General features: G+C 33.7%; 15 protein-coding genes. 8 read left to right on the top strand and 7 right to left on the bottom strand.

Annotated features, from left to right (window positions below):
• Window positions 1–69: 69 nt before the first annotated feature.
• Window positions 70–1,479, top strand: coding sequence for an MATE family efflux transporter (locus PSR14_RS09725; RefSeq protein ID WP_000804168.1), 1,410 nt, complete (start codon window positions 70–72; stop codon window positions 1,477–1,479).
• A gap of 55 nt (window positions 1,480–1,534) precedes the next feature.
• Here the strand turns inward: PSR14_RS09725 and PSR14_RS09730 are convergent, their stop codons facing one another.
• On the bottom strand, window positions 1,535–2,233 hold the full coding sequence (locus PSR14_RS09730) for a peptidase E (RefSeq protein WP_000762143.1): 699 nt from the start codon (window positions 2,231–2,233) through the stop codon (window positions 1,535–1,537).
• 393 nt (window positions 2,234–2,626) lie between these two features.
• Here PSR14_RS09730 and PSR14_RS09735 point away from each other — a divergent pair, with 393 nt between their 5' ends.
• From PSR14_RS09735 to PSR14_RS09755, 5 genes are all read left to right on the top strand, one after another.
• Window positions 2,627–3,025 (top strand): DUF3942 family protein, encoded by a 399-nt coding sequence (locus PSR14_RS09735; protein WP_000347533.1) that lies wholly within the window; start codon window positions 2,627–2,629, stop codon window positions 3,023–3,025.
• A gap of 107 nt (window positions 3,026–3,132) precedes the next feature.
• The gene (locus tag PSR14_RS09740; protein WP_000495065.1) at window positions 3,133–3,546 is read left to right on the top strand and encodes a BlaI/MecI/CopY family transcriptional regulator; all 414 of its coding nucleotides are present in this window, start codon (window positions 3,133–3,135) and stop codon (window positions 3,544–3,546) included.
• A 4-nt stretch (window positions 3,547–3,550) separates the two neighbouring features.
• Entirely contained in the window at window positions 3,551–4,363 is an 813-nt protein-coding gene (locus tag PSR14_RS09745) for a M56 family metallopeptidase (RefSeq protein WP_000871960.1), read from the top strand.
• A gap of 56 nt (window positions 4,364–4,419) precedes the next feature.
• Window positions 4,420–4,974, top strand: a complete 555-nt coding sequence (locus PSR14_RS09750) for a TlpA disulfide reductase family protein (protein ID WP_098487003.1) — start codon at window positions 4,420–4,422, stop codon at window positions 4,972–4,974.
• Between the two features lie 17 nt (window positions 4,975–4,991).
• On the top strand, window positions 4,992–5,672 hold the full coding sequence (locus tag PSR14_RS09755) for a prolipoprotein diacylglyceryl transferase family protein (RefSeq protein ID WP_000454864.1): 681 nt from the start codon (window positions 4,992–4,994) through the stop codon (window positions 5,670–5,672).
• A gap of 50 nt (window positions 5,673–5,722) precedes the next feature.
• Here the strand turns inward: PSR14_RS09755 and PSR14_RS09760 are convergent, their stop codons facing one another.
• The gene (locus PSR14_RS09760) at window positions 5,723–6,268 is read right to left on the bottom strand and encodes a helix-turn-helix domain-containing protein (RefSeq protein WP_000427642.1); all 546 of its coding nucleotides are present in this window, start codon (window positions 6,266–6,268) and stop codon (window positions 5,723–5,725) included.
• 150 nt (window positions 6,269–6,418) lie between these two features.
• Here PSR14_RS09760 and dsdA point away from each other — a divergent pair, with 150 nt between their 5' ends.
• On the top strand, window positions 6,419–7,753 hold the full coding sequence (gene dsdA, locus PSR14_RS09765; protein ID WP_048557483.1) for a D-serine ammonia-lyase: 1,335 nt from the start codon (window positions 6,419–6,421) through the stop codon (window positions 7,751–7,753).
• 26 nt (window positions 7,754–7,779) lie between these two features.
• Here dsdA and PSR14_RS09770 read toward each other — a convergent pair whose 3' ends face one another.
• A complete protein-coding gene (locus tag PSR14_RS09770) occupies window positions 7,780–8,478 on the bottom strand; it encodes a CPBP family intramembrane glutamic endopeptidase (protein WP_002193850.1) in 699 nt (232 codons plus the stop codon).
• A gap of 252 nt (window positions 8,479–8,730) precedes the next feature.
• Here PSR14_RS09770 and PSR14_RS09775 point away from each other — a divergent pair, with 252 nt between their 5' ends.
• Window positions 8,731–9,978: a DUF445 domain-containing protein gene (locus tag PSR14_RS09775; protein ID WP_048557484.1), complete on the top strand. Its 1,248-nt coding sequence runs from the start codon at window positions 8,731–8,733 to the stop codon at window positions 9,976–9,978.
• Window positions 9,979–10,009: 31 nt separating this feature from the next.
• Here the strand turns inward: PSR14_RS09775 and exsE are convergent, their stop codons facing one another.
• From exsE to PSR14_RS09795, 4 genes are read right to left on the bottom strand one after another with little or no spacing between them, the layout of a single operon-like run.
• Window positions 10,010–10,966 (bottom strand): exosporium protein ExsE, encoded by a 957-nt coding sequence (gene exsE, locus PSR14_RS09780; protein WP_048557485.1) that lies wholly within the window; start codon window positions 10,964–10,966, stop codon window positions 10,010–10,012.
• Entirely contained in the window at window positions 10,963–12,033 is a 1,071-nt protein-coding gene (locus PSR14_RS09785) for a hypothetical protein (protein ID WP_048557486.1), read from the bottom strand. Before PSR14_RS09785 ends, exsE begins: the two co-directional genes overlap by 4 nt.
• Window positions 12,026–12,469 carry a hypothetical protein gene (locus PSR14_RS09790; RefSeq protein WP_000972367.1) on the bottom strand — a complete coding sequence of 148 codons (444 nt, stop codon included), beginning with the start codon at window positions 12,467–12,469 and terminating at the stop codon, window positions 12,026–12,028. The genes PSR14_RS09785 and PSR14_RS09790 overlap by 8 nt, the downstream gene beginning before the upstream one ends.
• On the bottom strand, window positions 12,466–12,948 hold the full coding sequence (locus tag PSR14_RS09795) for an RNA polymerase sigma factor (protein ID WP_001195469.1): 483 nt from the start codon (window positions 12,946–12,948) through the stop codon (window positions 12,466–12,468). The genes PSR14_RS09790 and PSR14_RS09795 overlap by 4 nt, the downstream gene beginning before the upstream one ends.
• Window positions 12,949–13,028 lie beyond the last annotated feature (80 nt).

Consider the following 13,028-nt stretch of genomic DNA (forward strand, 5'->3'; position numbering starts at 1 on the left):
ATCGTTATAACAACTATACAAAGAGATAGAAGTTGAAAAACAGATTTTTAATAAAAGGAGAAATGAAATTTGAAACCACCTACAAATAACAATAAAGAAGGTGCGGAGTCACATAAGTTAGAAAGTGAGAGTAAACCGATTTGGAAATCGATGTCCATGTTTTTAGTACCGTTACTATTAAGTAATGTACTACAATCAGTTGGACAATTATTCGGTATGGTAGTAGTAGGAAGATGGCTTGGAGTGAATGATTTAGCGGCCATATCGGCATTCTTCCCATTATTTTTCTTACTTGTTTCATTCGTAATTGGTATTGGTTCAGGGAGTTCCATTTTAATTGGTCAGGCGTTTGGGGCAAAAAACGAAGATCGTTTAAAAGCGATTGTTGGTACGACGCTAACATTTACCTTTATTATTGGAGTTGTGTTAGCGATAGTAGGTAGTATTTTTGCGATGGATATTATGCGCCTTATGGGGACGCCAGAAAATATTATTGAAATAAGTGTACATTATGCACGTATTTTATTTATATCGATGCCAATCTTATTTTTATATTTCGCATACACAACGTTTATGAGAGGTACAGGAGATTCTAAAACGCCATTTTACTTTTTAATTGTAAGTACAGCGCTAAATATGATCTTATTACCAATCCTTATTTTTGGATGGTTAGGTGCTCCAAAATTAGATGTGTATGGAGCAGCCTATGCTTCTGTTATATCTACAGTTATTACGTTTATTGTCATGTTAGTGTATTTAAAGAAAAAAAATCACCCACTACAATTAGATAGTACGGTAAGGAAATATCTTCGAATGGATTGGGGGTTATTAAAGCTTTTACTACGACTTGGTATTCCAGCGAGTATTAATATGATATTAGTTTCATTATCAGAAATTGCGGTAATCGCGTTTGTAAATCGTTACGGTTCGGATGCAACAGCAGCTTATGGCGTTGTGAACCAAGTTGCAAGTTATGTGCAAATGCCAGCAGTTAGTCTTGGTATTACAGTCTCCATTTTTGCTGCCCAATCAATTGGTGCGAATCAATTTGATCGATTGCAGAAAGTTGTGAAGGCCGGAATTATTATGAACTACGTCATCGGTGGTGTGCTAATATCTCTCATTTACTTGTTCTCAAGAGACATTCTATCACTATTTTTAACGAGTCAAACTACAATTGAAATTGCTCATAGCCTAGTTATGATTACATTATGGAGTTATTTAATTTTCGGGCATGCGCAAATTATTAGTGCGACAATGCGAGCGAGTGGTACAGTATTATGGCCAACTGTTATCGGCGTCGTATCAATATGGCTTGTAGAAGTACCTGTAGCGTATTACCTTTCTTACCATACAAGTCTTGGCATAGAAGGGATATGGATTGGGTACCCAGCAGCGTTTATTGTCAGTTTAATACTACAATATGCATATTATAAGCTTTCATGGCAGAAGAAACGAATTACACGATTAGTGAGTTAAATATTGAAAATGTCCCTAAGTTATTATACTTAGGGACATTTTTTGTAAGTGTAGGTTACAAATAGCTTTTTAAAGTAATATCAAAATGTTGTCTAATGAGTTTGTTATCACTCATATAAAACTCCCACGCTTTTTCTGGTTCACCGATAATTTCAAAAGATTCTTCTGTAATATATAAGGCACAATTATCCTCTAGTGCAATGCCTTCTATATTCCCTTGATGATTTTGTAAAAAGGAATGGAAGGCGTTCATTCTATTTAATTGATTATAATGTGGACAAAACCTTTTGTTCACAATTCCCCAGCCGTTGCTCTCTATATAACCGGAACCTTCATAATCTGAGCGGATGCTAGATGTGAACCAGCACATAGCACCAGCGCTACACCCTGCAATGAGCGTTCCTTGCTGCAGAGCCGATAGTAATTTTTCATCGAGCTTATGTTCTTTCCATTCTGAAATCATTTGAATATAGTTTCCGCCACTGAGATAAATTAAATCAGCAGACTGAATCATTTCGTCTATTTCATATTTAGAAGGTGTATCGGCTATAATACGTAAAATTTGTACGTCACAGTGTAATTGTTTTTCGAATGTGTCTAAAAATAATTTTATATAGCTTTCATCATCATGACTAGCTGTAGGAATGAATAATACTTTCGGATACTGTTTATTTGTTAATTCTATAAGTCGCTCATTAATAGGCGAGTGATTTGAATCTTGTAAATCACCGCCACCAATGACAGCTAATTTCATAGTAAAGCACCACCTAATCATTTTCGTTATATAAAAATTCGATAGAAGAGAGTTACATTCCTTCTGCGATGTAATGATTAAGTAGAAAATATAGTTTGAATATATCGGAATAGTAAAGCAAAGGCTGGTTATATTGAGAAATGAATTAGAAACAATTTATTAATATATAATACTTCATACTATTGTTTCAAAATATGGAAACAATATGTTTAAATGGATATAAAGAAGCATGTATTCATATTGAATGAGTACTTATCCTTTAAAAAGGAATCGGCAATAATAGAGATTTTACAAATGAGTTTTTACTTTTAATAGGAACTTGTATTACAATATGGTAAAATTATTTCAATATATTTATTTAATATAAAAATACAAAGAGGGAGCGTGAGAAAAGTGGATTTTCGATTCGAATTTACAACGAAGGTGAAGGAATACTTGGATGATGAGAAGGATGAAAAAATAATAAAAGATGGACATAGAGATATCATTTTTCAGTATTTATATCCGCTAGAGAGTGAAATTGGTATTTATAAAAATCCTAACTTTACTTTTTTTGCATCAGGAAGACGCTCGCATATCGTATTAGAAAACATTGAATTTAAAACAGAGGTAAATGTAAAAAGTAACATCATTGAAATTACAAAAATAGTAGATAATGTCGTTATCCCGTTAGATACGATCGTAGCGAAAAATCGGGAATTGTTTGCACTTGGGCGTAATGAGAAATTTAGTGTACAAATATTAGAGCAGTATCTCTTTGATACATTTGGAGAAAAATTAGGTTTAAAATGAATGGAATTGCCTATGTATTTATAGGTAGTTCATTTTCGTATATATCATCTACGTTTGACCTTTCAATTAATTTATACTACAATTCGTAGTGTGAAAGGAGACGCATGATGTTTACTCAAAACTATAAGCTAAATGAGCAAGGGTTAAATCATTTCTTTGGACCGCTTGAAGCAAAAATTATGGAGATTGTTTGGTCTAGCGAGGGTATTACGATTAAAGAAGTACAGCAGAAATTAAGCGAAGAATCACCTGTGAATTTTAATACTGTGATGACAGTTATGAACAGGTTAGTAGAGAAATTACATTTAGAAAAACAGACTGTGAAAAGAAGTGGCATATATCGTGCTGTACAAACAAAAGAAGAATTCTTATCCAATCAAACGAAGAAAATGACACAGGAATTGATGGGGGAATTTGGAGATTTGGTTGTAAATCATATGCTAGATGAGTTAGAGCAAGTTGATCCGACTTTAATAAAAAAGTTAGAAGATAAATTGAGTCAGTTAAAAAAAGAGGATTAATGAAATGAAATGGCAAATGCGTAAAATCGTATTGTTAGCAGTAATTGTTAGTACCGTCTTTTTCAGTATGTTAGTGTATTACGTTACATATCCATTTCTTTTTCAAAATAAGGCGTTCTTTCTTTCAAATTTTTGCTTGTTTCAGTTAGAAAAACATATGAAAGAATTATCGCTCATTCGTATTATAATCGCTGGATTTCTACTACTTACAGTGTTTATCGTGTGCAAAAGAATGTGGCGACAATTTTTCGATACTAAAAGATTACAAAAAGTACTTATTCCTTTCGTTCGAAAAGGAAAACAAATATATATATTGCCGACTGCGGAAGTTGCGGCATTTACAATTGGGTTATTTCGTCCGAAAATTGTCATGTCAGAAGGGATGCTTCAAACATTTTCAGATGAAGAAATGGATGCGATTATTTTTCATGAAGAATATCATCAAAACAATCGAGATCCGCTAAAATTATTTTGTTTTACGTTATTAGCAGAAGGAATGATGTACATACCGATATTAAAAGGGTTGTTACAGCGGTATCACACGTATCAGGAGCTAGCTGCTGATAAATATGCGATGCAAAAAATGGAGTCTTCGTTTGAGTTAGGTAGCGCGTTATTAAAATTAATTAAAATAAAGACAATGGAAAATCGATGTGTTACAGCTTCATTTGCAAAAACAGCAATAAATTTACGAATCGAGCAAGTGTTACATGAAAAAGTTGTTAAGCTTACTATTCCGTTACATACGAATTCGGTATATGTAACATTAGGTTTATTCTGTATGTCGGTTGTACTGATTGTCGGAGAGTGCATATAGCCTCTTTTTTTTTAAGAATTAACACTACTTTATGTAGTGTTTTGGGAGGAAGAAAAGTGAAGAAACTAATTGCTATTATACTAGCCGGAGCACTAATTTGGGCCGGAGTTAATTTTTATAATGCAAAGAAAGAAGAAACAGAAAGAAAAGCGAAACAAGCGGAATTACAGAAAACAGAAGTATTACCACAAGTAGGATTTAAAGCACCAGACATAACATTAAAAGGATTAGACGGGAAGCTGTATTCGTTAAATGATGCAAAAGGTAAACCATATCTTATTAATTTTTGGGCATCATGGTGTGGTCCATGTGAAATGGAGGCACCTGACTTAGTTCGTATGTATGATAAATATAAAAAGGATGTTGAAATCTTTGCGGTAAATGCAACAATAGGAGATCCAGTGCAAGAAGCGAGCGCTTTTGCGGATCGTCACGGATTTAAGTTTCCTGTTTTACTAGATATGGACGGAGTAGCCGGATTAGATTATAAAGTGTTTTCTTTACCAACGACATTTTTTGTTAATAAAGATGGAATTATCGTAGAGCAAGTACGAGGCGTACTACCTCCAGATCAATTAGAAGAGAAATTCAAGAAATTAATTGAGAGTTAAGAGGGGATTTCATAGTGATGGAGTGGATCGTGAGGTTACAACCCGTATCTCTTATAATTGGAAGTCTATTTGGATTTATGTTGATGAAACGAAAGATGAAGAACGAAAGTGTACCATATGAAAAAATGATGGATGCAGTAACAAATGCTTTTCTTATCATCGTATTTGTATGGAAATTTGCACCGGCAATTTTAAATCCAGTATGGGCTATTAGGTCGCCACTGCAAGCATTATTAGCTATAGGAAGTACGAAACATATTGTAGTAGGATGCATAATTGCAAGTGTATACATTGTTTCGAAAAGTAAAAAGGGGCAATTTTCGCTTCGTACTTTACTTGATGCATTACCTATTGCGCTATGTATGAGTATTATTTTTTATTTTCTATTCCACCAAAAAGTAGGAGTACAAACGACATTGCCTTGGGGTGTGAAAGTATATGAATCTAATTTTTTATATCATCCTATATTCGTATACGAGATCATTCTGGCTCTTTGTATAGTGGGCTTGTTATGGATGAAAAATGAAAGGCTTGGAAATGGAAAGAATATAAGTGTTTTTCTAATTATTGAGGGGTTTGCTCATATTATTATTTCGCTTGTTAGTGAACAGAATTCGGTTCTATTTGGTTTATCGATGCAGCAAATACTAAGTTTTTGTGTTATGAGTTTAGGGATTTTGTTCGTGCCGAAAAGATAAAAATAGCCATGTACGGAGGAATCCGCACGTGGCTATTTTTATTACATCTATTAAAAAATCGGCGGAGTAACAGAAAATAAAACAATGGCATTTTTCTCGAATTGATTTACCCATTTATGTTTTAAATAAGCGGGTATTTTTACGCTATCACCCGTTTCTAATATGTACTCTTCTTCATTTAAATGTAATGTGATTTTCCCTTCTAATACATATGCTAATTCTTCACCTTTATGTTCTAGCACATTTTCTGACGAAGCTGTATTCGGCGGGACGGTCATAATTGCTGTTGCTAAATTTCCTGTGAAATCAGGTGATAGCATTTCATATGATAAATTATCGATAATCATTTTTTTTCGTTTATGAGAACGTACAATTAAATCGTCTGTATTTGTATCTTCAAGTAAAAAGCTAAATGTTGGAACATCAAGAGCTTTAGCGAGTACTTTTAATGTTTGGATAGAAGGGTTAGCAGATCCACGCTCAATTTGACTTAACATAGATGGTGTAATATCAGCCATCTTTGCAAGTTCTTTACTCGTTAAACCTTTTTCTTTTCTTTGTTTTTCAATTTTTTTACCAATATCTATATTTTCCATAATGAAAATCTCCTTACTAATTATTAAATTATATTTAAATAAATTAAATTAAAATTAACTAAAGTGAAAAAATTTATGTTAAACTATATTAAAATTAATTTAATTATAATTTATTAAATCGTAAGCTACAAGGTGATGAGGAGGAAGAGAATGAAGGGAATAGAGAAATTAAAAGAGGGATATCCACTCTTAAATAAATTAATCGCAACAGAAGAAGTGTTTTGGGTGAATCCGAACATGGAAAAGTATGAAACGGCAATAAAAGATTCGCCACTCAGTGAAGAGAATGTAAAAGATGCGGAGGAGAGGTTAAAGCGTTTTGCATCATACATTGCGAAAGTTTTTCCTGAAACGAAAGAGACGAAAGGCATCATTGAATCACCTTTATTGAAAATCCCTTCTATGAAACAAGCTTTAGAGAAAAATTACGAGCAACCTATTTTAGGAGAATTATTATTAAAATGTGATAGCCATCTCCCAATATCAGGATCAATTAAAGCTAGAGGCGGCATTTATGAAGTGTTGAAACATGCTGAACAATTAGCTTTGCAGCATGGTATGTTAACAGAAGAAGATGATTATTCCATTTTAGATAGTGATACATGTAGAGAGTTTTTTGCAAAATACTCAATTGCTGTAGGTTCTACAGGTAATTTAGGGCTAAGCATTGGGATTATGAGTGCGAAACTAGGTTTTAACGTAACGGTTCATATGTCAGCAGACGCGAAACAATGGAAAAAAGATTTATTAAGAAGTAAAGGTGTAAATGTTATTGAATATGAAGCTGATTATAGTAAAGCTGTAGAAGAAGGAAGAAGGCAAGCAGATGCTGATCCTAGCTGTTATTTTGTAGATGATGAAAACTCGCATGATTTATTTTTAGGATACGCAGTCGCAGCCTCGCGTTTACAAAAACAATTAGACGAGTTAGAGATTGTAGTAGACGAAGAACATCCCTTATTCGTTTATCTACCATGCGGAGTAGGGGGCGGGCCTGGCGGAGTCGCATTTGGTTTAAAGTTATTGTATAAAGACAACGTACACTGTTTCTTTGCCGAGCCTACGCATTCTCCATGCATGTTACTCGGTTTAATGACAGGACTTCATGATAAAATTGCCGTTCAAGATATCGGGATTGATAATGTAACAGACGCGGACGGACTAGCGGTAGGAAGACCGTCTGGATTTGTCGGTAAAACGATAGAACCATTTTTGAGTGGGAATTACACAGTAAGCGATGAAGAGTTATATAGATTGTTAAAAGAACTAGCTGATACAGAGAATATTTATTTAGAGCCTTCTGCATTAGCTGGTATGATAGGACCAGTAAAAGTATGTAAAGAAGATGCGTATTTACAAGAGCAACAGTTAATGAAGGAGATGAAAAAAGGTACTCATATTGTATGGGGAACGGGCGGTAGTATGGTGCCAGAAGATGTGATGGATGGGTATTATAAAACAGGTGAGGCATTAATGTATAAATAAAAATGAGGCTGTAAATAGCCTCATTTTTATTTATAGGGCATATCTAAAAAAGCATGAATGAATATGGGGAGGAGTAGATTATTATTACGAGTGTAAATAAAGGCATAAAGCAAATGTCCGGCCAGACCAGCTCCTACCCAATCCCCAATTCCTTGAGAGGTGTCACCTAAAATAATCGGCATAAATGAATGGGCAATCCCGAAGCATGCACAAGTAAGAAATGTACCCCAAAACTTACCTAGTAATACAACTAATCTTGGCCAAAGGTATCCTCTAAATATAATTTCCTCTTCAAAACCGATATTAATTAAATAGTAATAAAGGAAATAAAACATTTCTAATTGAAATCCATTTATTTTTTCATATTTATATACGTATATAAACAAAAGAAATGCTCCGAGTAAGAGAGAGGATTTCAATCCTTTTTTTCTAAAACCAATACTTGATAACGTTTGTTTCGATCTTTTAAGAATAATAAATAATAGAATTACGATAGGTATTTGGTGCAAAGTAATTCCTAAAACAGCATAAAGGCGCGGATGTGAGATTGGAAAGTATGAATTTTTCATTAATGGAGAATACCAAAAGTTCATTAGAAAATAAAAGTATGCTAAATAAATAGCGATAAAGAAAATGGCGATTAGGCCATCTTTTTTGTTTAAAAACTGAAATATTTCACCTTGGAATATACTTCTTTTTAAAGTAGATAATTTGCTAGAGAACATTTTTAATCGTTCCAATCCATTATAAAGTTATATAGATAGTTTAACATATACAACTTTACAGATGGTGGTATTATTTTGAAAAAATGTAAAAATTTAATCCAGTTGATTGTAAAGTGTGTGAAAGGAAGACTTGTATTATTATAAATTCTTTGTTATTTTCGCATTAGTTCATTATAGTATAGATATAAAGAACTAATATCAAATAAATACAACAAAAAGCTTTATTTTACATAATAAGAGGATGTGTATACGATGTCATTACAGACTAAATATATAGCGGGTATTTCGCTTGGGGTTATGGGAGTAGGTTTTGCGGCTTCTATTCCATTTCAAGGAACGGTAGCAGGTGAGATTATACAAGGGGGATTTGAAGCTGGGTTAGTCGGCGGGCTCGCAGATTGGTTCGCAGTTACAGCATTATTCCGTCACCCGATGGGAATTCCAATTCCGCATACAGCTTTGTTACCGAAAAACCGTAAACGAGTAACGAAAGGGCTCATCAATACGTTAGAAAATGAGTGGCTAACGAAAGAAAGTATTACGAATAAAGTAAAAGAAATGCAATTAGCACAAATGGTGCTGCAAATTGCAGAGAGAGAAATGCAGTCTGATGCTGTGAAAAAAGGGATTGTAACGATTGCGGAGAAAGCGATTGTTTCAATAGATACGGAAAAATTAGCGGTTATTATTGAAAAAGAATTAAAAACATATTTGCACACAATGAATACAAGTAAAATTTTACAAGTGCTTGTTGATCAATTAGTTGTGCAAGAATATGATGAAAAGACACTTGATTACATATTAGTAAAAGTGAAAGACTGGACAGCGCAAGATGAAGCGCGTTACCAACTCGGAAGCTTAGGTATGAAGGCGATGGAAAATATAAAAGTAGATGGATTCTTGCAGTTTACTTTGAAATCATTTATGAATATTGTAGATGAAGATAAAATTGGCGGTATTTTGCAGAAGTTTATTATTAGTAATATTAGCAGCTTACAAGATGCTGATAATAGCACGAGACAACTTATATTAGCGAAAATTCGTCAAGAAATTATAAATGTAAAAGAAAATGAAGCGTTGCTACAGGAATTAGAAAAATGGAAAGAAAAGTGGATTGCCAATTGGAACGCTACTGACAAAATTAAAGAGATGCTGGAACAAGTGCAGCAAAAAGCAGTTGTCTTTGTAAACAATGAAGAATTTGCGGATAAGTATGTTATTCCATTTTTACAAAAACAAATGAATAAAATAAAAGATGACGAAGTGAATGTTCAAAAAATAGAAGATTGGTTACAAAAACAAGTTGTGAAGCTTGTTGAGAATAACCATTCGAAAATCGGAAAGCTTGTGCAAGAAAATCTTGATAAGTTAGATGATAAAACGTTAATTGAAATGATTGAAAATAACGTCGGTAAAGATTTGCAATGGATCCGAGTAAACGGAGCTGTTTGCGGATTTATGATTGGCTTAGTGTTAGAGGGAATTAAAGCGATTATATGAGAAAAACCTTCCGCAATTGCGGAAGGTTTTTTTATTTTTCAATAACGCTCATATTTAAATTGTAAGCTTTCTCAATATTTAACTTGTACGTTCCATTCCCGGTTTTAATCGAATTTTTATACCAATGTTCTTGCCCGTTTAATTCTGGATTTTCTTCTGAAGTAGTATCTTCTTTTTTCGTTACATCTTCAACTTGTTCCCAAGGTGTGTTTCCGTGGGATTCTTTTTTGTTTGTTATGGCGATTAAAGATACATCGCTTTCTTTCGTTAAATGAACAGATACATTTGAACTTTCCTGTACAAACCAATTATTTTGTAATTGACCTGGATAAAGGGATAGTTCGTTATTTGAAGCACGAACTTCGACATTTTTATTTTGTGGAAGAACGAGTGTCGGTTTGACCTGTGGTGCGGAATTCCATAACGTATGTTGAACTGGTAATGATTTTAAAGTGATATACATCGTTTCCCCGGCTGTTTCAACGGAAAGAAAATCTTCTTGTTTTAAATTCAGTTTTTCATTAGCTTTCGTCGTCATTTCGTATGTTCCAAGAAGGTGAATTTGATTTGTATCATTTCCCTCTATTGTTAGAGGATGATGCCCTGCATCCACTACAATTTTCTTTATAGATTCAGGTATATTAAGTTGTCCATTTGGAATATTACTCGTTTGGCGAGTGGTATGAATAGAATGACGAACCTCATCTAGTAATCCAGTTGATAATAAACAGTAAAAAGCAATGCCAACACTTCCTAAAACACCGATAAAGAAAATACTAAAAATATCATATTTAATAAATGATTGTTCCTTCTTAGAAAATAGTAGGTAAAGTAAAATTTCCACGCCAAGTATAATAAGTAAAACAGGCCACCATGCTGTTAAGGAATTTAATACCTCAGTACCTTTTATAACTGAAAATAGTAAGAAGCAACCTAATGCAATAATAGAAAGCCCCATTGAAAATGTTCCAACGCGCCATGTTCTCATTCTTTCGTACCACCTTTATTTTCTTTATTTCCAAGTAACAATTTAAAGCCGCCACCAATTAAGAGGAGTGCAACGATAGATGTTTGGAAATAGCGATAATACAGCTCGCTAAGATGAATGTTAAATATAGTTGCGAAGTAATCATTCAAAATAGGAAGGACTGTTTGATCTAATAAATAATAACCACCGAGTGTAATTAATCCAATACCGATCCACCTTTGATGATTGATAAAATAATCAATGATAGGTTCATCATTTACACGTTCTTTTCCATATTTTGCAGTTTGTTGTAAAGCGTCAAAAAAGCTATAGAACCAAATGATGGGTACTAAAAATAAAAACGCTGAAAGTCTTAATAAATCGAGCAAATATATTGAAAGTAAAAAGGCTGCCATAAGCTGAAGACCACGGCGCTGTAAGCCTAAATACATATGTCCTGCTCCAGGAAACATCGCTAAAATAGAAGCGAAAGTTTTACTTTTTTTTCCTTGTTCACGGTGCTCTTCAAAATCTTCGAAAATGGTACGATCAATTAATTGCTCACCACGTTCTTTTTTCTGGAGTTGCTGAACAACATCGAAGAAATTATAAATCCATAAAACAGGTAACGTCACGAGAAAGATAAGAAAACTTTCTTGAGATGTTAAAAGAGCAACGAAAATGATCATACTTCCGATTCCTGTACAAGCTACTAAAAATGTAAGGCCACGTTGCATAAGTCCTAATTGAAAATGACCAAGTCCAGGGATGATGGAAAGAAGAATGATATAAAATCGTTCGCTCTCTTTAGAGGACTCTGTCAATTCTCCGGTTGCTTGTTTTTTCGATTGGTTAATAATTGTGATAACTAAATCTAGTAAGTTGACCACCCATAACACGGCTAGTAAAAATAGAGAAAGAAAAGCAAGTTCGCGCGCTATTAATTCTACTACGCAAAAAACTGCAATGGAAAATAGTAATAAAGCTCCTCCACCATATAAAATAAACCGTCCAAACTTCTTTAAATATAAATGTCCAAGCCCAGGAATTAGCCCTAATACAAGTGCTAAAAAGGGATTTTTATTCATGCTTTGAACCTCCGTCCTTTTTTGATGTGTCTACCGATTTGTTTACAATTTGTTGTGAGATAGAAGACTCGTTATGTTTTGAAGATTTCTCGAAATTTGATGTCGCTGTGAAAATATATTGGAATAAACCACTTACCATAAAAATAATTGTAGCCGCAGTCGCAATTATGTAGTGAACGATGGTGCGCTTTAGTGAGTTTGTTTTTATATTTTCATTAGGTTGTAGCGTTTCAAAATTAATTTGCGTCATAACTTCGTTCGTAAATGAATCATCATTTATCATTGGAAGGTTTTCCTGTTGTTCATCAATACTTTCCATATAAAGTGCTAAACAATGATCACATTCATAAAGATGTTCTTCCATAGATTCACGTTCATTGCTTTCTATAACATTTAATGTATAATTGCGCCAATCTTCTTTTGAATAATGCATCATAGAAACTCTTCCTCCTTCCAATGTTTTTTAATCCACTTTCTTGCCCGATACAGTTTCATTTCGACTGTTTTCACTTCGATGTTTTCCTGTAAAGCAATTTCTTGATAGCTTTTTTCTTCTAAGTAATGTGCGAGAACGACGTCACGGTAATTATCGGGAAGTTCTCTCAGTTTTTGAGCAATGAGTAATTTTTGCTCTTTCGTCAATAATAAAGCCTCAATATTATGAGAGGATTTTATATTTTCCTCAGTTTCTTTACATAAAGAGAGCTCTTCGTTTTCTCTAGCTTTCTTTCTCTTATAATCAATAGCGTGATTGGTGGCAATACGCGCCATCCACGTTTTTAATCCGCGAAATTGATAATTTGGGAGAGAGGCGTGAATTTTTACGAATACTTCTTGTGTAACATCTTTCGCATCTTCTTCATGTCTTAAAATAGAAAAGATAACTTGAAAAATATAATGACGATATGTTTGCACAAGGATACGAAAAGCATGTTCGCTTCCTTGCTGTGCTTTTTCAATTAATTGTTTTTCCTCAATGGGTCTCTCCCTCCTTT

Origin of the sequence: Bacillus sp. A01H, from assembly GCF_045277205.1 — a bacterium.
GTDB lineage: Bacteria > Bacillota > Bacilli > Bacillales > Bacillaceae_G > Bacillus_A > Bacillus_A paranthracis.

Bases quoted from the DNA above. Each gene is read 5' to 3' on its own strand.
- PSR14_RS09730 (WP_000762143.1), bottom strand. From the start codon at position 2,233: ATGAAATTAGCTGTCATTGGTGGCGGTGATTTACAAGATTCAAATCAC.
- PSR14_RS09740 (WP_000495065.1), top strand. From the start codon at position 3,133: ATGTTTACTCAAAACTATAAGCTAAATGAGCAAGGGTTAAATCATTTC.
- PSR14_RS09745 (WP_000871960.1), top strand. From the start codon at position 3,551: ATGAAATGGCAAATGCGTAAAATCGTATTGTTAGCAGTAATTGTTAGT.
- PSR14_RS09755 (WP_000454864.1), top strand. From the start codon at position 4,992: ATGGAGTGGATCGTGAGGTTACAACCCGTATCTCTTATAATTGGAAGT.
- PSR14_RS09760 (WP_000427642.1), bottom strand. From the start codon at position 6,268: ATGGAAAATATAGATATTGGTAAAAAAATTGAAAAACAAAGAAAAGAA.
- dsdA (WP_048557483.1), top strand. From the start codon at position 6,419: ATGAAGGGAATAGAGAAATTAAAAGAGGGATATCCACTCTTAAATAAA.
- PSR14_RS09770 (WP_002193850.1), bottom strand. From the start codon at position 8,478: ATGTTCTCTAGCAAATTATCTACTTTAAAAAGAAGTATATTCCAAGGT.
- PSR14_RS09775 (WP_048557484.1), top strand. From the start codon at position 8,731: ATGTCATTACAGACTAAATATATAGCGGGTATTTCGCTTGGGGTTATG.
- exsE (WP_048557485.1), bottom strand. From the start codon at position 10,966: ATGAGAACATGGCGCGTTGGAACATTTTCAATGGGGCTTTCTATTATT.
- PSR14_RS09785 (WP_048557486.1), bottom strand. From the start codon at position 12,033: ATGAATAAAAATCCCTTTTTAGCACTTGTATTAGGGCTAATTCCTGGG.
- PSR14_RS09790 (WP_000972367.1), bottom strand. From the start codon at position 12,469: ATGATGCATTATTCAAAAGAAGATTGGCGCAATTATACATTAAATGTT.